This is a genomic window from Megamonas funiformis, assembly GCF_010669225.1.
Classification (GTDB): domain Bacteria; phylum Bacillota; class Negativicutes; order Selenomonadales; family Selenomonadaceae; genus Megamonas; species Megamonas funiformis.
The window spans coordinates 660,491-680,938 of sequence record NZ_CP048627.1 but is presented as its reverse complement, the minus strand read 5'-3'; the positions used below and the strand labels follow the sequence as shown (position 1 = coordinate 680,938).

At 31.3% G+C, this 20,448-nt stretch carries 19 protein-coding genes; 6 read left to right on the top strand and 13 right to left on the bottom strand.

The window, feature by feature from the left end:
* The first annotated feature begins 53 nt into the window (after positions 1-53).
* The 3 genes from GXM21_RS03335 (at position 54) to GXM21_RS03325 (ending at position 4,147) form a co-directional block, all read left to right on the top strand.
* On the top strand, positions 54-2,285 hold the full coding sequence (locus GXM21_RS03335) for an alpha-galactosidase (RefSeq protein ID WP_008538564.1): 2,232 nt from the start codon (positions 54-56) through the stop codon (positions 2,283-2,285).
* A gap of 140 nt (positions 2,286-2,425) precedes the next feature.
* Positions 2,426-3,412: a Gfo/Idh/MocA family protein gene (locus tag GXM21_RS03330; RefSeq protein ID WP_008538565.1), complete on the top strand. Its 987-nt coding sequence runs from the start codon at positions 2,426-2,428 to the stop codon at positions 3,410-3,412.
* Between the two features lie 39 nt (positions 3,413-3,451).
* Positions 3,452-4,147, top strand: a complete 696-nt coding sequence (locus GXM21_RS03325; RefSeq protein WP_008538566.1) for a YczE/YyaS/YitT family protein — start codon at positions 3,452-3,454, stop codon at positions 4,145-4,147.
* Positions 4,148-4,218: 71 nt separating this feature from the next.
* Here the strand turns inward: GXM21_RS03325 and tnpA (GXM21_RS03320) are convergent, their stop codons facing one another.
* Positions 4,219-4,668, bottom strand: coding sequence for an IS200/IS605 family transposase (gene tnpA / locus GXM21_RS03320; protein WP_008538567.1), 450 nt, complete (start codon positions 4,666-4,668; stop codon positions 4,219-4,221).
* A 175-nt stretch (positions 4,669-4,843) separates the two neighbouring features.
* Positions 4,844-5,755: a LysR family transcriptional regulator gene (locus tag GXM21_RS03315; RefSeq protein ID WP_008538568.1), complete on the bottom strand. Its 912-nt coding sequence runs from the start codon at positions 5,753-5,755 to the stop codon at positions 4,844-4,846.
* A 135-nt stretch (positions 5,756-5,890) separates the two neighbouring features.
* Between GXM21_RS03315 and GXM21_RS03310 the strand changes: the two genes are divergently transcribed.
* The gene (locus GXM21_RS03310; protein WP_008538569.1) at positions 5,891-7,207 is read left to right on the top strand and encodes a sodium-dependent transporter; all 1,317 of its coding nucleotides are present in this window, start codon (positions 5,891-5,893) and stop codon (positions 7,205-7,207) included.
* 115 nt (positions 7,208-7,322) lie between these two features.
* Here the strand turns inward: GXM21_RS03310 and tnpA (GXM21_RS03305) are convergent, their stop codons facing one another.
* From tnpA (GXM21_RS03305) to recG, 10 genes are all read right to left on the bottom strand, one after another.
* Positions 7,323-7,772, bottom strand: coding sequence for an IS200/IS605 family transposase (gene tnpA, locus GXM21_RS03305; RefSeq protein ID WP_008538567.1), 450 nt, complete (start codon positions 7,770-7,772; stop codon positions 7,323-7,325).
* A 224-nt stretch (positions 7,773-7,996) separates the two neighbouring features.
* Complete coding sequence (locus GXM21_RS03300; RefSeq protein ID WP_008538572.1) at positions 7,997-9,244, bottom strand: MFS transporter; 1,248 nt, start codon at positions 9,242-9,244, stop codon at positions 7,997-7,999.
* 121 nt (positions 9,245-9,365) lie between these two features.
* Positions 9,366-10,262, bottom strand: a complete 897-nt coding sequence (locus GXM21_RS03295) for a LysR family transcriptional regulator (RefSeq protein ID WP_008538573.1) — start codon at positions 10,260-10,262, stop codon at positions 9,366-9,368.
* Positions 10,263-10,398: 136 nt separating this feature from the next.
* Positions 10,399-11,118 (bottom strand): DUF169 domain-containing protein, encoded by a 720-nt coding sequence (locus tag GXM21_RS03290; protein WP_008538574.1) that lies wholly within the window; start codon positions 11,116-11,118, stop codon positions 10,399-10,401.
* 119 nt (positions 11,119-11,237) lie between these two features.
* The gene (locus GXM21_RS03285; protein ID WP_421648070.1) at positions 11,238-12,110 is read right to left on the bottom strand and encodes an IS3 family transposase; all 873 of its coding nucleotides are present in this window, start codon (positions 12,108-12,110) and stop codon (positions 11,238-11,240) included.
* 7 nt (positions 12,111-12,117) lie between these two features.
* Positions 12,118-12,591, bottom strand: a complete 474-nt coding sequence (locus tag GXM21_RS03280; protein ID WP_163604672.1) for a helix-turn-helix domain-containing protein — start codon at positions 12,589-12,591, stop codon at positions 12,118-12,120.
* A 90-nt stretch (positions 12,592-12,681) separates the two neighbouring features.
* Positions 12,682-13,719 carry an aspartate-semialdehyde dehydrogenase gene (locus GXM21_RS03275; protein WP_008538577.1) on the bottom strand — a complete coding sequence of 346 codons (1,038 nt, stop codon included), beginning with the start codon at positions 13,717-13,719 and terminating at the stop codon, positions 12,682-12,684.
* Between the two features lie 26 nt (positions 13,720-13,745).
* Positions 13,746-14,540, bottom strand: a complete 795-nt coding sequence (gene dapB, locus GXM21_RS03270; RefSeq protein ID WP_008538578.1) for a 4-hydroxy-tetrahydrodipicolinate reductase — start codon at positions 14,538-14,540, stop codon at positions 13,746-13,748.
* 102 nt (positions 14,541-14,642) lie between these two features.
* Positions 14,643-15,329, bottom strand: coding sequence for a TVP38/TMEM64 family protein (locus tag GXM21_RS03265; RefSeq protein WP_008538580.1), 687 nt, complete (start codon positions 15,327-15,329; stop codon positions 14,643-14,645).
* Positions 15,330-15,373: 44 nt separating this feature from the next.
* Positions 15,374-17,455 carry an ATP-dependent DNA helicase RecG gene (recG, locus tag GXM21_RS03260; protein ID WP_008538581.1) on the bottom strand — a complete coding sequence of 694 codons (2,082 nt, stop codon included), beginning with the start codon at positions 17,453-17,455 and terminating at the stop codon, positions 15,374-15,376.
* A gap of 201 nt (positions 17,456-17,656) precedes the next feature.
* Here recG and GXM21_RS03255 point away from each other — a divergent pair, with 201 nt between their 5' ends.
* Positions 17,657-18,136 carry a copper amine oxidase N-terminal domain-containing protein gene (locus GXM21_RS03255; RefSeq protein WP_008538582.1) on the top strand — a complete coding sequence of 160 codons (480 nt, stop codon included), beginning with the start codon at positions 17,657-17,659 and terminating at the stop codon, positions 18,134-18,136.
* Positions 18,137-18,308: 172 nt separating this feature from the next.
* Positions 18,309-19,463 (top strand): hypothetical protein, encoded by a 1,155-nt coding sequence (locus GXM21_RS03250; RefSeq protein WP_008538583.1) that lies wholly within the window; start codon positions 18,309-18,311, stop codon positions 19,461-19,463.
* A 106-nt stretch (positions 19,464-19,569) separates the two neighbouring features.
* On the opposite strand, the gene GXM21_RS03245 is transcribed toward GXM21_RS03250, so the two are convergent.
* Entirely contained in the window at positions 19,570-20,406 is an 837-nt protein-coding gene (locus tag GXM21_RS03245) for a YitT family protein (protein WP_008538584.1), read from the bottom strand.
* Positions 20,407-20,448: the final 42 nt, after the last annotated feature.

Sequence of the window (20,448 nt, the reverse complement as noted above, 5' to 3'; positions counted from 1 at the left end):
ATTAATTACGAAAAGCCATAAATTCATATATTTATAAAGGAGCGTTTTTTAAGATGAAAATTTTATTTAATGAACAAAGCCGTACTTTTCATTTAACTAATGATAAAATTAGTTACATTATGACTGTACTTCCTAATGGTCATCTAAGCCAAGTATATTTTGGTAAAAAAGTACATGACAAAGCAGATTTTTCCTATTTAATTCAATCTTGTGCTCGTCCAACAACTTCCTATATTTCTGAAGAATTCCATAATATTATATCTTTGAGCCATATTCGTCAAGAATATCCTGTTTATGGTACTTCTGATTATCGTCAGCCTGCTATTGAAATTTGCCAGACAAACGGTAGTAAAATTTCTGACTTCCATTATCAAAGTCATTCTATCAGCAAAGGCAAACCAAAACTTGAAAATTTACCTGCTACTTACACAGAAAATGATGATGAAGCTCTCACTTTAACTATTCATTTACAAGACCCTGTAACTTTAGTTGAAATAGATTTACTCTATACTATTTTTGCTCAAAATGGCATTATCGCTCGCAGTGCTAAAATCTACAATCAGGGTAAAGATGATGTTCATTTAACAACAGCTATGAGCCTTTGTCTTGATTTACCTGATTGCGATTATGAATGGCTTCAATTCTCTGGTACATGGTCTAGAGAACGTCATTTAAAAGTACGTAAATTAGAACAAGGCATCACTGCTATTAATTCCACTCGTGGTCATTCTTCCCATGAACACAATCCATTTATCATTTTAAAACGACCTACTACAGATGAAAATAAAGGGGAAGCTATTGGTTTTAGCTTAATCTATAGCGGTAACTTCTTAGCTCAAGCAGAAGTTGATACTCATGATGTTACACGCGTTTTAATGGGTATTAATCCAACTACATTTGATTGGAAATTAGAACCAAATACATCTTTTCAAACTCCAGAAGCTGTAATGATTTATACTGATAACGGCTTAAATAATTTAAGTCAATCTTTCCATAAATTATTCCAAAAACGCCTTGCTCGTGGCTATTGGAGAGATAAAGCTAGACCTATTTTAATCAATAACTGGGAAGCTACTTATTTCGATTTCAATGAAGATAAACTCGTAACTATCGCTAGCAAAGCTAAAGAATGTGGCGTAGAATTATTCGTATTAGATGATGGCTGGTTTGGCAAACGCACTTCCGATTATGCAGGTCTTGGCGATTGGTATCCAAATACTGACCGCTTACCAAATGGCATCAAAGGTCTTGCAGAAAGAATTGAAAATCTCGGCATGAAATTTGGTCTTTGGATTGAACCAGAAATGACTAATATGGATTCTGACCTCTATCGCAATCATCCTGATTGGATTTTACATGTACCAAATAGAAATTCTTGTGAATGTCGTCATCAATATGTATTAGATTATTCACGTAAAGAAGTTGTAGATTATATTTACAATATGCTTGCTAAAATCTTACGTGAAGCAAAAGTTTCTTATATAAAATGGGATATGAACCGCAGTATTACAGAATGTTATTCTGTCGCACTTCCTGCTGATAGACAAGGAGAAGTATTCCATCGTTATATCTTAGGTGTATATGATTTATATGAACGCTTAACTTCTGAATTTCCTCATATTCTCTTTGAATCTTGTGCTAGTGGTGGTGCTAGATTTGACCCAGGTCTTTTATATTATGCTCCACAAGGCTGGGCAAGTGATGACTCTGATGCTATTGAACGTTTAAAAATCCAATATGGTACATCTTTTGCTTATCCTATCAGCTCCATCGGCAGTCATGTTTCTGTTACTCCTAACCATCAAGTATATCGTTTAACACCTCTTCATACTAGAGCAAACGTTGCTTACTTTGGTACTTTTGGCTATGAGCTTGATTTAAATAAATTAACTCCAGCTGAACAAGAAGAAGTAAAAGAACAAATTAAATTCATGAAAGAATATCGTGAAGTTTTCCAATTTGGCACATTCTATCGTTTGAGCAGTCCTTTTGAAAATAATGTAACTGCTTGGATGGTAGTAAGCGAAGATAAAGAAACTGCTATTGTTGGTTGGTATCGTGTATTAAATGGTATCAATTTACCATATAGCAGAATTTATCTCCAAGGCTTAAATCCTGATTTTTGCTATAAACAAAATATTGATGGCAATTGTTATTATGGTGATGAACTCATGAATATCGGTCTTGTAATTGATGATCCTAGCGCAGGTCAGGTATCTAGTGATATGCCTACAAGCTGTGATTTCGACTCTAAAGTTTATGTATTAAAAGCAACAAATAAATAAAATTTTAAGGCTTAGCTTTTCTTTTGATTAGCTAAGCCTTTTATTTATATTATCTTTTTTTATTTATCATTTAAGTATTCCTTTATAAGTTTATTTTTTTTATAATAATAATAAATTATATATTTTAGGAGGGTATACTTATGTCTTTTAACAAACAATTAAATTGGGCTGTTCTAGGTACTGGTGTAATTGCCAATGAAATGGCTCAAGCGCTACAAAACATGGGCAAAAAATTATATGCTGTTGGCAATCGTACACATAGTAAAGCCATCGATTTTGCTAAAAAATATGGCATCGAAAAAGTTTACGATGATTTTCAAGATATCTTCACTGATCCTGATGTAGATATTATTTATTTGACAACTCCACATAATACACATTATCCATTCATGAAAAAAGCTTTAGAAAATCACAAACATTTATTTGTAGAAAAGTCCATTACTTTAAATAGTCGTGAATTAAATGAATGTGTTAAACTAGCTCAAGAAAATAATTTAATTTTAGCTGAAGCTATGACTATTTGGCATATGCCTATTTATAAACAATTATGGGAAATGATACATAATAATGAATTTGGTAAAGTACAGATGATTACTGTAAACTTTGGTAGTTTCAAAGATTATGATATGACTAACAGATTTTTCAATAAAAATTTAGCTGGTGGTGCTTTGCTCGATATCGGTGTATATGCGCTTAGTCTCACACGCAGTTTTATGCAAAGTAAACCAACAAAAATTTTAAGTCAAATGCTTCCTGCACCTACTGGCGTTGATGAACAAGCTACTATTTTATTGATGAATGAAGATAATCAGATGGCAACAATTGCTTTATCACTTCATTCTAAACAACCAAAACGAGCTATGATTAGCTGTAAAAAAGCTTATATTGAAATTATGGAATTCCCTCGTGCTAATAAAGCAGTAATTACAGATGCTGTTACAGGCGAAAAACAAGAAATCATCGTAGGTGATACGAAGAAAGCACTTCAATATGAAATGGAAGATATGGAAAAAGCCATTTTAGAAGAAGAAACTGATCTTTTACAATTTACTTATACTCAAGATGTTATGGATATCATGACTAAATTGCGCCGTGAATGGAATTTAGTTTATCCAGAAGAAATATAATATTTCATCAAAATAAATCTACAAAATAAAAGAGGTTCTATGTCTACATTTGCTAGTGATACATCAAAACGCAGTTTAAAAAACTGGATTATTGCACTTAGTATTTTATTACTTGGTTTAATCATTGCCCATTTGGGGATTTCTTTATTTTTATTATCCGAACTTGGTACTGATACCTTCACTGTATTTATTCAGGGGCTTGCTCGAACATTTAATCTATCTGTAGGTACTTTTCACGTCATTGTCTTATGTATCTTATTGGTCGTTATGCTTCTAACTACTAAAGGATATGTAAAACCTGGTACTATTTTATGCGCTTTTTGTGGTGGTCCTATCATTGATTTTTTCACATGGCTTTTAGGCGATTTTATCAATGCTGATTCCACCTTGCCATGGCGTATTTTAGGTATGATTTTAGGGTGCGTTATCTTATCTATCGGCATGTCCATAGTCATCAAAAGCAACGCTGGTACTGGCCCTAATGATTTGATAGCCATTATCTTAACTGATAAATTACAAAAATTTCAATTCCGCTGGGTACGTATGACTTGTGATTTATTTTTTGTTATTTTAGGCTACATCTTAGGTGGTACTGTTGGTGTAGGTACAGTCATAGCTGCTTTTTTAACTGGCCCACTTGTGCAGTTTTGGCTTCCTAAAAGCGAATTTTTAATTAAACAAGTTTTAAAAGAGTCAGTACCACACGTAAAACGTGTGGCTTGCACAAGCCTATAAGGCTTTTAACAATAGCCAGCGCCTAAATGACGCTGGCTTTCTCTTCGTTCAAGCCATTGTGCACTGATTACTTAACAATCCCTAAAGGGATCATTTAATTCTTTTGTGCTTATTTTATCCATCATTTTATCATACGTATCTTGTTCTCTTATATATTTCGCTATTGTTGCTTCATTTAGTCCTACTGTCGATACATAATATCCTGTTGACCAAAAATTATTGTTTCCAAATTTATATTTTAAATTTCCATGTCTTGCAAATATCATCATTGCACTTTTTCCTTTTAAATACCCCATAAAATTTGATATACTCATTTTTGGTGGTATCTTAACCAAAATATGAATATGATCCGGCATAGCTTTCCCTTCTATTATCTCTATGCCTTTCCACTTACATAAATCTTTTATTGTTTGTACAATATCTCTACGCAATTTATTATATATAATTTTTCTTCTATATTTTGGGGTAAATACTATATGATACTTGCACATCCATCTTGTATGTGCTAAACTTCTTTCCATAGAAATTCTCCTCTCTTTAATAATGACTTGAACACTTATTATTTTAATAGAGGAGAATTTCTATTTCTATAAGAAACTTATTAACCACTCGTAAAACGAGTGGTTTTTTGTTTCGCACGCTCTGCGTACTCAACTAACTAAAGTACAAAATAAAATTTAAAGTCTATAGCAAAAGCTATAGACTTTTATTTTGGCTAAAATTCTTTTTATCATATTCATAATCTCTAATTAAATCTATCATTACTTTCATCGAAGCAGTAACCCATTTATGTTTATGATAGATTAATTGTCGCCAGACCTTAAAAACTTCTGGAATATTGATTTTCACTAATCGCTGTTCTTCTAACTGTCTTTTTATCGTAAATTCTGGCAAAAAAGAAATGCCTGCATTTTTCTCTACCAAAGATTTTAAAATCTCTACATTTCCCAATTCTAAGAAAGGATTTATCTCCAAAGATTTAGAAGCTAAATATTCTTCTAAATGTCTACGATAACTCATATCTTTTTCTGTGAGTAAAAAATCTTCGCCTAATAAATCTTCTATTAAACAATTTTTTCCTGCTAATCTATGTTTAGGACTAGCTACAAAAAATACTTCTTCTTTCTTCTCCATCACAGTAACTATTTCTGAGGAATAAATTCTTTTATCTAGAGTATAGAGCAAATCTGCTTCATTATGTCTTAATTTATGAAATAAACTATCTGTACCAGCTGTATATAAAGTTACCTTTATCTTAGGATATAGTTGATGAAATCGTTCTAATATCTCAGGGAAAAAAGTATTAGCAATAGATTCTGCCATAGCTATTCTGAGTTCACCTGTTTCTATCGGTAAATTTTTCAATGCTTTTTTTGCATCTTCACTAGTTCTGATGATTTCATGAGCGTATTTTAAAAACGCTTGACCTGCATTGGTCAAGCGCACTGTTTTATTAATTCTTTCAAATAATAAAATATCTAATTCTTCTTCTAATTTTTGAATTTGTGCCGTAACAGTCGATTGTGAATAATTTAGTAAAATTGCCGCTTTCGAAAAACTGCATTGTTCTGCTACGTATAAAAAAGTCTTTAAATTTCTTAATTCCATGCTATATTTATTGCTCCTTATTATCTATCGAAAAAACTGAATTATATTATAGAAATTATCGTTTTTACAAATACTATGTACACAAGTTATAATTATAAATGATTTTTCTTAATAATTCTATAAAGGAGTTTTTTTATGGATAATATACATCAAAATGGAGGATTTAAAAGTAGTACAGGTTTTATCCTCGCTTGTATCGGTTCAGCTGTAGGTATGGGGACAATTTGGATGTTTCCTTATCGCTTAGGCGAATATGGTGGCGGTGCTTTTTTAATCCCTTATATTTTATTTTCTATCTTATTTGGACTTGTTGGTTTATCCGCTGAATTTGCCATTGGTCGCCGTGCTAAAACAGGTACATTAGGTGCTTATGAATATTGCTGGAGCAAAATCAAACAATCAAAATTAGGCTATTGCCTCGGCTGGATACCTCTTTTAGGCTCACTTGGTATAGCTATCGGTTATGCAATCATCATTGGTTGGGTACTCAGAGCTTTATGGTGGTCTATCACTGGTGAAATGCTATCTGGTCATCACGAAGTATTCTTACAAGAAGTTACTGGAGAATTCGGCAGTGTATTTTGGCATACTCTCGTTATTGTAATGACAGCTTTAATTTTAATGTTTGGTTCTACATCAGGAATTGAAAAAGTAAATAAAATTTTAATGCCTTTATTCTTTATTTTATTTTTAATTTTAGCTATTCGCGTATACTTTTTACCTAATTCCGGTGCAGGATATGAGTTTTTATTTACACCAAATTGGGAACAATTAGGACATATTGAAACATGGGTTATGGCGATGGGACAAGCTTTCTTCTCTCTATCAATCACAGGTTCAGGTATGATTGTCTATGGTACATACTTACCAAAAACTGAAGATATTCCTAAAGCTTCCATTCGCACAACTTTCTTTAATACTATAGCTGCTCTACTTGCTGCTTTTGCTATCATTCCTGCTGTTTTTGCTTTCAATATTGCACCAAATGCAGGTCCAACACTTATGTTTATCACACTTCCAAATATTTTTGCCCAAATGCCATTTGGTCAATTATTTGCTATATTATTCTTCGTTTCTGTAGCTTTCGCAGGTATTACAAGTCTATTAAATATGTTTGAAGCAGTAAGTGAATCATGGCAAACAAGATTTAATCTTTCTCGCAAAACAGCCGTTACACTTTGTTCTATCATTGCTTTATTTATCGGCGTATTCATTGAAGCTGAACCAAAATTCGGTCCTTGGATGGATATTGTAACTATCTATATTGTTCCATTTGGAGCTGTTTTAGGTGCATTTTCTATTTATTACATTTTAGGTTACAAAGAAATCCGCCAAGAATTAGAACTTGCTAGAAAACCTCTCGGTGCTTACTTTGGAATTACAGCTAAATATATCTATGTACCATTAACAATTATAATTTTTGTTCTCGGAATTATTTACGGTGGTATCTAAAGTCAGTACCACACGTAAAACGTGTGGCTTGCACAAGCCTATAAGGCTTTTAACAATAGCCAGCGCCTAAATGACGCTGGCTTTCTCTTCGTTCAAGCCATTGTGCACTGATTACTTAACAATCCCTAAAGGGATCATTTAATTCTTTTGTGCTTATTTTATCCATCATTTTATCATACGTATCTTGTTCTCTTATATATTTCGCTATTGTTGCTTCATTTAGTCCTACTGTCGATACATAATATCCTGTTGACCAAAAATTATTGTTTCCAAATTTATATTTTAAATTTCCATGTCTTGCAAATATCATCATTGCACTTTTTCCTTTTAAATACCCCATAAAATTTGATATACTCATTTTTGGTGGTATCTTAACCAAAATATGAATATGATCCGGCATAGCTTTCCCTTCTATTATCTCTATGCCTTTCCACTTACATAAATCTTTTATTGTTTGTACAATATCTCTACGCAATTTATTATATATAATTTTTCTTCTATATTTTGGGGTAAATACTATATGATACTTGCACATCCATCTTGTATGTGCTAAACTTCTTTCCATAGAAATTCTCCTCTCTTTAATAATGACTTGAACACTTATTATTTTAATAGAGGAGAATTTCTATTTCTATAAGAAACTTATTAACCACTCGTAAAACGAGTGGTTTTTTGTTTCGCACGCTCTGCGTACTCAACTAACTAAAGTACAAAATAAAAGAGTCAATAAGCAAAAAACTTATTGACTCTTTTTTATGGATAAAATTATTAAAATGAAGGGTAGCTACTTTATTTTTCATCAATTGCTATTTTAGCATTTGCATGTAATTCTTCTGTTATTTCTTCTTTATCTGCATAATTTTGTTTTCTTGAACCATACATGACAAAATACATAACTAGACAAATAACAGACATCACACCAGTTAACATATATAAACCTTCAAAGCCAAGCATTGGTCTTAATACACCGAGAATATAAGGGCTAACGCCAAGGCCTAAATCCAAAGCTACAAAATATGTGGAAATAGCGACACCTACACGATGATTTGGTGTTAATTTTATACAAACGGCTTGACCATTAGACATAAATGTACCATATCCTAAACCTACAAATACACCAGCTAATAATAACATCCAAGCAGTTTGTGTACCACTTAATAAGAATAAACCTATTGCTAAGCAGACAAAGCAAGGATACATAACATAATTTTCACCTTTGGCATCAAAAATAATACCAGTTATAGGACGAGATATAGTGATTACTACAGCATAGACAACAAAGAAGAAAGTACCTGCTTCTACTAAATGAATTTCTTGTGAATAAGCTGCTAAAAAGCTCAATACACTTGCATAACAAAAAGCAACCCAAAAACCTATGAAGGAAATTACAGATACTTTGCTTTCTACAAAATTATTTACAGAGATTTTGCGAAGTTTAGCTTTTTCATCTGGAGAAAGTTCAAGCTCTTTGATATTGAGGAAGAAACAACCTATTACACATAAAACAATTAAACCTACACATAATTCAATGATAGCTGTAAAAGAAGTTCGTGTCATCATGAACATGCCAATAAATGGGCCAACAGCGGCAGCTACACTTGTAGATAAACCATAATAATTTATGCCTTCACCTTTACGTGAAAGAGGTATACAGCTAGCAATAATTGTGCTTGTCGCTGTGGAAACTACACCATAGGCAAAGCCATTTGCTAAACGAATAATATACATTATCATTAAATTTGGTATATAAAAATAAAAAATAGTAGTTATCAAATATAAAGCCATACCAGTATACAGCATTTTCTTTCTACCAAATAATTCAATTTGTTGTCCTGCCAATAATCTAGCAATCAAAGTACCGACAATATAGATACCAGAAGCAAGACCTGCTTCAGCTAGACTAGCATTTAAATCATTTTTAGCAATGACAGCAATTATTACCATCAATAAATAATAAATCAAATAAACTAAAAAATTAATACCCGTGTCCAAAAGAAAATCCTTTGTCCATAAACGTTCTTTAGAAGAACTACTCATGCTCTCATCTCCAAAATCTTAATTAAAGGATAGTTCATATTGTATACATGTGTTTTACATTTGTATAGCTTAAGATATTAATGAGAGTCATCAATTATTTTTATCTAAAATTAATCAAAATTTATCTATTTTGCTGATATAAATCCAAAATATAATCCACAAAAATCTCCATACTTTTAATTTTAGGATTTTCATGTTTATACAATAAATACGAAGAAAAATTAAGTGGTTCTAATAACTCATAATAGTCATTTGTAATACCTAATTCCTGTAAAAGACGCTTTGATATCAATGTTGCTACTTTATTATGCTTACAATAATGAATGATAGCGTATGGTGTAGATAATCTAGCATCAATATGTGGATGTATTTTTAATTTGACAAAATAATCCTCTAAGGAATTTGTCATAAAATAATCTGGTGAATGTGTAACTAATGGATATCTTTGTATAATATCAGCTGTTATTTTATCTTGCGTTAAATCCAAACATGGAGCATAATAAACGAACTCATCTTTGCAGAATAATTTCTTTTCACAGCCATCTGCATGCATTTGAGGCAATAAAAAAGTAGAAGCAATATCAATTTGACCACTATCTAATTTTTTTAACATGGATTTTGCTTCTAGATTATATACATTAAAGCAGATATTATTATCATTATGTTGTTTAAAATAGCTGATATGTCTATTCATTAAAATATCTCCCATAGACATCAAAGCACCTATATTAATATATACTGCTTTTCCTGCAAATTTTTGTAATTCATCAATAGCTTCATCTAATTCATCAATTATCGGTATAATTTTTTGCAAAAAAAATTCGCCTTCTCTAGTCAAATCACTACCACGATTAGAACGAGTTATCAACTGTATATTGAGCATTTCCTCTAATTTTTTCATTTGAAAACTAAATGCTGATTGAGTTATATTTGCTCTATGTGCCGCAGTTGCAAAATTGCGCACTTTTCCATAGATAATAAAATTTTCTAATTGTTGAATGCTAGGTCTTTCCTGCATATTGCCACCTCACATTAAAATTTTATCTTCTATTATATACTATATTGCTATAACATCAAATAAGAAACTAAAAAAAGCAAAGTGATACTATTGTTTATATTATCCTTTGCTTTTTTTATTAAATTTTATTTATTTTTCATTCTATACGTTTAGATAAATTTCTCCATGTAGTTTTAGTTAAAAAACTTTCTTCTACCTGTGCTTCTAATTGTAAATAACGATAATATGGCATACTAAATGACAAAATATCTTTATCTATACATTTTCTAGCTGACGGGTCAGTCAATCCAATCGTACACTTTATACTATTTTCTTCAAAATGTTTTAAAGCAAATAAAATGGATTGTGCGCAACCTGCTCCAAATCTTAACTCCACATTATCCTGAGTATCTTGGTCATAATTTGCTAAGACTGTAAGTGCTGATAATTGGTCAACATTTACTAAAAACACAATTATTTCTGGTTGATTTTCATCTGTTACCAATTCTAACGGCTTGAAGACCACATATTTTTTAGAATTTATTTTTGGTACATTCACAATAAAATTTCTTGCAAGTTCAGGATTTTTCTTATAACATTCTCCTTCTCTGCCATCATTTGCTCCTGTAGATAAAAAATATTCTATATATCCTAAATCATATGCCTTTAATCCAAGACCTGCTCTACCACCCATACAGGCAGTTGTCTCTTGTGAAAAAATCGCTGTTTTGCCTTTAGAAGCTGCATTTAACATAGCTATTACACAACCCCAAACACCTTCTTTAAATTGCAGTGCATTATCTTCTTTTATATCCGTTCTATATACTGCAATCGGTTGATTTTTTAATTTTATCGCTTTTGCTATTTTACTATCCATTATTTTTCACCTCACTAAAATTTATCTTCTATCTAAAATTATACTATGAATAATAGAAAAAATAATAAAAAAAGCAGTTTACGAATATTGATATGCACCCAAAATATTGGACATATTAATTAAGCTACTAATTGAGACTTAGTTCTGTATTCTACAGGACTAAGTCCTTTTAGTTTTATCTTTATCCGTTTTGTATTATAATATTTTATATAAGATTTTAACTCTTTTATAAAATATTCAACGGATTTGAATTTTTTTAAATAGAATAATTCGCTTTTTAGTAAACCAAAGAAATTTTCTATTACGGCATTATCTAAGCAATTGCCTTTTCGGCTCATGCTTTGGATAATGCCTTTTTCTTTTAATAATTTTTGATATTTTTTATTCTGATACTGCCATCCTTGGTCTGAGTGTAGAATTATCCCTTTTGTTTCTTTTATCTTTCTTGTTGCATCTTCTACCATATCTAATACTTGCTTTAGTATTGGTCTTTTCGATATTTTATAACTTATTATTTCTCCGTTATATAAATCTATTATTGGTGATAAGTATATTTTTTCATTACATAATGCAAATTCTGTTACATCTGTTGCCCATTTTTCGTTTGGTTTTTCTGCTTTGAAATTTCTATTTAATATATTTTTAGCTATTTTTCCTTCTTGCCCTCTATACGATTTGTATTTCTTTGCTCTTACTTTGCATGTTAAATTTTCTTCTTTCATCAATCTCATAACAACTTTATGATTGATTTTTATCCCTTGTTTATGCAGCTGCATAGTTACTCTTCTATATCCATATCTTCCATGATTTTTATTACAAATATTATGAATTAATGTTTTTAATCCTTTATATTTATCTTCTCTAGATAATTTTTTTAATGCATCATAATATGTGCTTTTAGCTAATTTTGTATAGTTTAATAGGGCTTTTAAAGTATATTTTTTCCTTAATTTAGCAATTACTAAAACTAGTGTCTTCCTTCCTTTTCCCATTGCTTCATTAAGGCATGCCACTTTTTAATAGGTCATTTTCCATCCTTAATAGATAAACTTCTTGTTCCAATTTTTCAACATAAGAAAGTTCTTTTTTAGGTTTGTTAACTTTGTATTTAGATTTTTTCATAGATGGTCTACCTCGTTTCTTAGCAAGTAAGCCAGAAAAGCCATAAGAATGATACAACTTTTCCCATATGGAAATTGTACCAGTATTAGGAATGGAAAATTTGGCTGCTGTTTGATTTAATGATAAATGATGTAGCCATTTATATTCAATAACTTTTTGCTTAAAGATAGGAGTATATTTACGATTTTTATGAAGAAGTTGTGGAATACCACCATGTTCATAATGAGATATCCATCTGCAAAGAGGAGCTATATCTGGCATGTTTAGAATTTTAGCTACATGAGAAATAGAATTTCCTTTTAAAACCATTTTAATTGCTTTAACTTTAAATTCATTTGAGTATTTAGTCATAAAAAAACTGCACCTCCAAAAGTTGTTTTTTGTCCAACTTTTGGGGTGCAGTTCAATATCCATAAACTGCTTTTTATTTATAATTATATATTATTTTTCTAACATATCGTTTTTAATCATATATTCAGCGATTTGAAGTGCATTTAATGCTGCACCTTTTCTAATCTGGTCACCGCAAAGCCATAAATTTACAGCATTAGCTACAGAATAATCTTTGCGGATACGTCCTACATAAACATCATCTTTACCAGATGTCATAAGAGGCATTGGATATTCCATTTCTGCTGGATCATCTTGAACTGTTACACCATCAAATTTTGCCAAAGCTTCTTTGATAGCATCTAAGCTTACTTCTTTTTCAAGTTCTACGTTAACAGATTCAGCATGGCTACGATATACAGGTACACGAACTGTTGTTGCTGTAATACCGATTTCATTATCTTCTAAGATTTTATGTGTTTCATTGATCATTTTCATTTCTTCTTTAGTGTAAAGATTATCTTGGAACACATCAATCTGTGGAATTAAGTTAAATGCAATCTGATAATGTTTTGGCAGAGAAGCACCTGGTAAAATATTAGCTACTACTTCTTTACCTTCTACAATAGCTTGTACTTGGTCTTCAAGTTCTGCCATAGCTTCTTTACCGCCACCAGAAACAGCCTGATAAGTAGATACTACAATACGTTTAATTCTTGCTAAATCATAAATTGGTTTTAATGCCATTACCATGATGATAGTGGAACAATTTGGATTTGCAATAATACCTTTATGACGAGCAATAGCCTGTGGGTTTACTTCTGGAACAACGAGTGGAACTTCTGGATCCATGCGGAATGCACTGGAGTTATCGATTACTACTGCACCAGCTTTTACAGCAGATGGAGCAAATGTTTTACTTGCAGCACCGCCAGCAAAAAGAGCAATATCAATATTTTCAAAAGAATCATGAGTTGCTTCTTCTACTGTATATTCTTTACCCATGAATTGAAATTTTTTACCAGCAGAACGATGAGATGCTAATAATTTTAATTCATTAAAAGGGAAATTTCTTTCTTCAATAAGATTTAAAAATTCTTGACCTACGGCACCTGTTGCTCCTAAAATCGCCACATTATATTTTTTCATTTATATCACCTATCCAATATTAATAATTAGTCCATAATATTATCTAAATTGCAAGTAAGTCCTGCATTAAGACCCATGATTTTTTTACAAGCAAGTACAACACCTGGCATGAAAGAAGTACGGTCAATAGAATCATGACGAATAGTCAAAGTCTGTCCTAAGCCACCAAAAATAACTTCCTGATGAGCTACATAGCCTGGAAGACGTACACTATGAATTCTCATACCATCATATTCTGCCCCTCTAGCACCAGCTAATTTTTCTTTTTCATTTTCATGACCTTGTTTATGGCTTTCACGAACTTGTTTAATCATTTCAGCAGTAACAAGAGCTGTTCCTGATGGAGCATCAAGTTTATTATCATGATGAAGTTCAATGATTTCTACATCTGGCATATATTTTGCTGCTTCGCAAGCCATTTTCATCATAAGCACAGCACCGATAGCAAAATTAGCTGCAATAAAGCAAGGTGTATTATTTTCTTTTCCTAAAGCATCTAATTGAGCTTTTTGTTCATCAGTGAGTCCAGTTGTACCAATTACAGGACGAACATGATTTTTAATAGCGATACTTGCAGTATTAAATACTACAGATGGCTGAGTAAAATCTACCATAACATCTGGATTTGTTTCTTTAATAGTAGCTTCTAAATCAGTGGATACAATAACACCAGTTTTTCCACAACCAGCTTTATCACCAGCGTCCATACCACCAACTATATCTACAGCTCCAACGAGCTTTAATTCACTATCTTTCATTACAGCATCAACTACGGTACTACCCATACGACCACAAGCACCATTTACAATAACTTTAATCAAAATAATTCATCTCCTAGTAAATTATACAATTTTAACTATGAACAATATTATAATGGGAAAAGACTTTAAAATCAATAGATTTAATCTTAAATATGGACTTTTTTATGCTGTTTTTCTCTCTTTTCTCCTGTTATAGTACCATATTGCACCATAAATAATACATACTAACACTATTACAATCATTAAACGGTCTAAGTTATTTTTATAGTTAACTACATCATGACCTATTACTACTTCAAGTGCAGTAGAGGGAAACTTTCCAATCAAATTTGCCAAAGCATAATCTTTTAAACTAATGCGACTAACAGCACCAAGTGCAGTCAATATTCCAGAAGGAAAATATGGCATAGCACGTAAAATTAACATTATTTTAAATCCATTTTTGCCACTGAATTCATCTGCTTTTTTCAGATATTTAGATTTAGCAATTAACTTTTCTGCTGAAGAACGCAAAATAGTTCTCATCAAAATAAAAGAAATAATAACGCCTGTCGTTTCAGCAAGCCATGATAAAATAATTCCTGGCACTATGCCAAAAAGCAAGCCATTTGCTGTTGATACAAATATTGACGGCAAAAATCCTAAAGCATTTATCAACACATCTAATAAAAAGCTAAATACCATCGCCCATATACCAAATGAAGCGATATAATCCATTGTTTCTTGCATACTACCACTTGTAGCTACACGCCAAAAATCACTATAAAAACTAGGATTTAAAATATAAATAACAACTAATATCGCCACTAACATTAAGACCGTGATTATTTTTATCGTAGACTCTTTCATTAACTTATATCCCTTCTTTATCTCAAAATTTATCTATAAGATATTTACACATCAGAAATCTTTAAAAATCTATGTTTATATTGTAATTCTAATATCTCATTTAACACTTTTTTATCTATGCCATAATCAATAGCTCTTTGAACTTCTACCCTTGCATTGACTAAGACATTTACATCATTTAATACATCTGCAATTTTTAAATCAGGTAAACCATGTTGCATTGAACCAAAAAATTGCCCTGGTCCACGTAATCGCAAATCTTCTTCAGCTAAAACAAAACCATCAGAGATTTTTTCCATGAGATGCAATCGCTCTAGAGAATTTGCATTCTTGCCACGATTAATCAAAATACAATATGAAGCATATTCACCTCTACCAATACGACCACGAAGCTGATGAAGCTGAGCAAGCCCAAAGCGTTCAGCACCTTCAATCACCATGATACTAGCATTTGGCACATTTACACCAACTTCAATTACTGTAGTTGATACTAATACATCTATTTTTCCTGACAAAAATCCCTGTAATAAATCTTCTTTTTCTTTCGGTTTTAATTTACCATGAAGCAAGGCACAATTTAAACCATATAAATAACCTGATGTAAGTTCATCATATATCATTTCTACAGAAACAGCATCACTATTTTCACTTTCTTCAATCAAAGGACAAACTATATAAGCTTGTCTTCCTTTGGCTACTTCATCTTTTACAAATTTATAAATCAAATTTCTTCTATCTGGCATACGCACAAAAGTTCTTATAGGTTTTCTTCCTGGTGGTAATTCCTTGATAAAAGAAACATCTAAATCACCATATACTGTAAGCGTCATCGTTCTAGGAATAGGTGTCGCTGTCATCACCAATACATCTGGTAAAAAATCTTCTCCTTTTCCTTCTAATTTTGCTCTTTGATTTACGCCGAAACGATGTTGCTCGTCAGTTACTACCAAACCTAAATTTTTGAATATGACATTATCTTGTATCAAAGCATGTGTACCAATGACTAAATCTATAGTGCCATCAGCTAAGCCTTCTAATATCTGTCTTTTTTCCTTAACTTTCAAACTGCCAGTCAATAAGCCTACATGTATATTCAACGGCTCTAATAATTCTTTTATCTTGCCATAATGTTGCAATGCTAAAATTTCCGTTGGCGCCATCAAAGCGCCTTGATATCCATTTTCAATAGCTTTTACTAAAGAAAGTATGGCTATTACTGTTTTCCCTGAACCTACATCACCTTGTACTAAGCGTTGCATTTGCACATCTTTTTGCATATCTAAACAGATTTCTTGCCAAACTTTTTCTTGTTCTGCTGTTAAATTAAATGGCAAATTATTTTTTACTGTTTTTACTAATTCACTATTAGATAAAAATTTTATGCCTTTATTTTTTACCTGATGTTGCTTTTTCAACAGTAATAAACCTGCTTGAATTAAAAATAATTCTTCAAAAATTAAACTTTTCTTCGCTTTTTCTAATTCTTGCCTTGTCTGAGGAAAATGTATTTTCTTTATGGCTGTTTGTTTATCCCATAAATCGTATTTTTCACGAATAAAATTGGGTACTACATCTTTCACCAAAATATCTTGCGTACAGACTTGTTCTATTAGATTGCGAAAATCCTTTGGTTTTATATAATCTGGAATTGTATATATGGGCATAAAAGCACAAGAGTTAATATTTTCTTCACTATCTATATTATCGTTATTTATAACGTCAAAAGAAATAATCTGACTTATGGCAAGTTGACCATATCCACCATAGGCATAGCCCACTTTGCCATGTACAAATAAACTACTTTTTTGTACCTTTAATTTCTTTTTTAGATAATCTTGATTAAAAAAATTAAGCTGAACAACACCTGTATCATCAGCTAACATAATCGTTAATAATTTTAAACCTCGCCTTGTATTTTTTTCTGCCATAGCCATAATTCTACCTTGAATATTTACCACTTCACCGACTTTTATTCTGCCGATAGGAACAATTTGACTTTGGTCTTCATAACGACGAGGATAATATGTGATTAAATCATATATATTTTCAATGCCTATTTTTTTTAAAGCCTGTGCTTTTTTAGGACCTACACCTTTTAAAAACTGTATATTTTCTCGTATATCCATTTATTACACCTATCTATAAAAATTAATTTTAATTATAACATATCTAAATATAGACTGCTTTAACTTAATTTTAATCTTATTTTAATTTTTTTGTAATTGATTTTAAACTTAATTATGCTCTAATATGTATTTGAGATGTATTAACAATTTATTTCTAATCTACAATAAATTTTACAATTTACAAAATCAGAAGGTGATTTAATGAAATTAATTTCTCGTTTATTACTTCTATCTTTTTTTGCTTTAGCCGTATTTACCTATATTCTACCTGTAGAAGCCACTTCTACTAATCAAGAGAGTACACCAACCCAACAAGATGAAATAATCGTCAATGGTACTAAAATCAATTCTTACCCTATTATAATTAATGATTGCACATTAGTACCAGCTCGTGATGTCTGCAAAAATTTAGGTTTCACTATATCTTGGGACAGCGACGAACAGACAGCTACCATTAACAGTAAAAATATGAAATCTACTGTAAAAATTGGTCAAGATTTATACACTGCTCAAAGCACTATTGCCCTTGGTATGACTGCACCTATCTCCCTTGGTTCTGGGCCACTGCTCATCAATGACAAATTATACATTCCAGCAGAACTTTTCCGCATTTTACAAGGAAATAATCCAGAAAGCCTGATTTATAATAATCATCAAATCCTTTTAAATACTATTGAATAATTTAAACAGCATTAAGATATATATTTTATATTCTTAATGCTTTTTTTATCTATTTTTTGCAAATTATTTACCTAGATTTAGCCAAAGCTAAATTAAAATTATACATTCACTATATATACTAAAATCAACTTAAAAATATTGCTCAACCGTTAGCAGATTGGAATGTTGATATATGCAAAATTTGTCTCGTCGTAATTTCTTTAAATTAGGTGCTGGTGTTTTAGCTGGAGCTGCACTTTTCGATTTAACAGGCTTAAATCATAAAGCTTTCGCTCAAAAAATAACACCTTCTAATTTTAAAATAAATCCAATTAAATTATCTGATTTACCACCAGCTACAAAAGCACCACTTAATTCACAGCTCGTCAATAATGCTTATGATTACATAATCTCTAGTGTGGAAAAAATAACAGATAATAAGCTTCGTCAACAAACATTAGATTTAATCAAAGATACACGTCCTAAATTTATGCAATTATACACATCTTCTACAGATGTAACTAATATTTACAATGAACTTGCTAATAAAGGCTTGATTGATACTTCCATCATCAGCCCAGAACAATTATTTCCACCACTAAAATCTAATAAAAATCCACAAGATTTCATCTCTGCTCCAGGCAGTGGCTATGCTAGCCATCATTCTTATCCTGGAGGACTTCCAACACATACAGCAGCCAATTTATCTATTTCTGAAGGCGTAGTCAATACTTATAAATTAATCTTTGGTTATGCTGTAAATACTGATATTGTACTTTCTGCTCAAGCTTTACATGATTTAGCTAAGCCATGGGTATTCCAGTGGAATGAAGATGGAACATGTCTTCCTGAATATTCCATTGCAGGTACAGGAGCACATCATATTTTAGGGCTTGTTGAAGCTATTTATCGCAATTTACCTGCTGAAGAAATTGTTGCTCAAGCTTGTGCTCATAATCACCCTGGCAGTGATAAAGATGAAGAAAGTGTAGTTAACTGGATTAAAGCAGCAAGTATTATTGCTCAAAAAAATCCTGTAAAATACGGTTTACTTGATAAATCTGGAGATAAATTACCTACACCACAACATCAAGAAGGTTATATTGTCCACTTAGGCGACCATGACTGGGTATTGAGTGGTATTGTTGCTAAAAATACAGTAATTTACCTTAAAGAAATCGCTAAAACTGATTACAATTTCTCCGATAAAGATTTAAATGGTAAATTATTCAATGATTTTAGAAATTATATTGGTGCACAAGTTTCATTTATGTATTTGCATAATCTCATGGCTCAAAATGGTCTTGAAGATGTACGCAATCTTGTTCATCAAATAGTTTTAAAATAAAATATTAAACTCTTACCTATCCCAATGACTCCTCTTATTGTCATTTATATAAAAGCCATAACTCTTTAACCCTTAGAGTTATGGCTATTTTCTTTATCTAAAATTATCAGTGATGTGAAAAGCCTTCTCCTGTTACTTCTCTTGCATCAGAAATAATAAAGAAAGCATTTTTATCTATATCCAAAGTTAGCTCTTTTATTCTACTCACCTGTCGCATAGTAATCACTACATAAATAACTTTACGATTATTTTTAGTATATGCCCCCTGTCCATAGAGAAAAGTAACTCCTCTATCTAATTCAATCATAATCGCATCTGCTATCGCTTCTGGTTTTTCTGTAATTATCATGATGGATTTTCGCATATTAAAACCATCAATCATCTTATTGGTGAGTACACCACCTATATACATACAAATAAAAGTGTATACTGCAATATTATAATCAAATAACCATACACTAGATAAAATAATCAAACAGTCTAAAACAAATACCATCGTTCCGACATTATATGAATATAATTTTTTAATCAGTGCTGCTATTACATCTACACCGCCTGTATTGCAATTACTGCGGAAAATCAAACCAAAGCCAATACCTGAGATAACACCTCCTACAATAGCACACAACATCGGTTCTGATAATGGTGGATAAGCGTTTAAAAAAGCTGTTAAATCCAAAGCAACAGAAAATAAAATTGTGCCTAAAATTGTATCAAAAAAATACAATCTGCCAAAATAACGATAAGCAATATATAAAATAGGAATATTTAACAAAAAGTTCATTATCCCAATCGGCAAATTAAATAAATAATACAAGATAAAGGCAATCCCTGCTAAACCACCAGATAAAAAATTCATCGGTATTAAAAATAAATTATAAGCAGCGGCAGCCAATAAACACCCAATAATAATTATTACATAACGCATAGCATGATTTAACATTAAAAACCCTCCTATCATTTCATAATAAAAATACTATATAAA

Bases quoted from the DNA above. Each gene is read 5' to 3' on its own strand.
- GXM21_RS03335 (WP_008538564.1), top strand. From the start codon at position 54: ATGAAAATTTTATTTAATGAACAAAGCCGTACTTTTCATTTAACTAAT.
- GXM21_RS03330 (WP_008538565.1), top strand. From the start codon at position 2,426: ATGTCTTTTAACAAACAATTAAATTGGGCTGTTCTAGGTACTGGTGTA.
- GXM21_RS03325 (WP_008538566.1), top strand. From the start codon at position 3,452: ATGTCTACATTTGCTAGTGATACATCAAAACGCAGTTTAAAAAACTGG.
- tnpA (WP_008538567.1), bottom strand. From the start codon at position 4,668: ATGGAAAGAAGTTTAGCACATACAAGATGGATGTGCAAGTATCATATA.
- GXM21_RS03315 (WP_008538568.1), bottom strand. From the start codon at position 5,755: ATGGAATTAAGAAATTTAAAGACTTTTTTATACGTAGCAGAACAATGC.
- GXM21_RS03310 (WP_008538569.1), top strand. From the start codon at position 5,891: ATGGATAATATACATCAAAATGGAGGATTTAAAAGTAGTACAGGTTTT.
- tnpA (WP_008538567.1), bottom strand. From the start codon at position 7,772: ATGGAAAGAAGTTTAGCACATACAAGATGGATGTGCAAGTATCATATA.
- GXM21_RS03300 (WP_008538572.1), bottom strand. From the start codon at position 9,244: ATGAGTAGTTCTTCTAAAGAACGTTTATGGACAAAGGATTTTCTTTTG.
- GXM21_RS03295 (WP_008538573.1), bottom strand. From the start codon at position 10,262: ATGCAGGAAAGACCTAGCATTCAACAATTAGAAAATTTTATTATCTAT.
- GXM21_RS03290 (WP_008538574.1), bottom strand. From the start codon at position 11,118: ATGGATAGTAAAATAGCAAAAGCGATAAAATTAAAAAATCAACCGATT.
- GXM21_RS03285 (WP_421648070.1), bottom strand. From the start codon at position 12,110: ATGGGAAAAGGAAGGAAGACACTAGTTTTAGTAATTGCTAAATTAAGG.
- GXM21_RS03280 (WP_163604672.1), bottom strand. From the start codon at position 12,591: ATGACTAAATACTCAAATGAATTTAAAGTTAAAGCAATTAAAATGGTT.
- GXM21_RS03275 (WP_008538577.1), bottom strand. From the start codon at position 13,719: ATGAAAAAATATAATGTGGCGATTTTAGGAGCAACAGGTGCCGTAGGT.
- GXM21_RS03265 (WP_008538580.1), bottom strand. From the start codon at position 15,329: ATGAAAGAGTCTACGATAAAAATAATCACGGTCTTAATGTTAGTGGCG.
- recG (WP_008538581.1), bottom strand. From the start codon at position 17,455: ATGGATATACGAGAAAATATACAGTTTTTAAAAGGTGTAGGTCCTAAA.
- GXM21_RS03255 (WP_008538582.1), top strand. From the start codon at position 17,657: ATGAAATTAATTTCTCGTTTATTACTTCTATCTTTTTTTGCTTTAGCC.
- GXM21_RS03250 (WP_008538583.1), top strand. From the start codon at position 18,309: ATGCAAAATTTGTCTCGTCGTAATTTCTTTAAATTAGGTGCTGGTGTT.
- GXM21_RS03245 (WP_008538584.1), bottom strand. From the start codon at position 20,406: ATGTTAAATCATGCTATGCGTTATGTAATAATTATTATTGGGTGTTTA.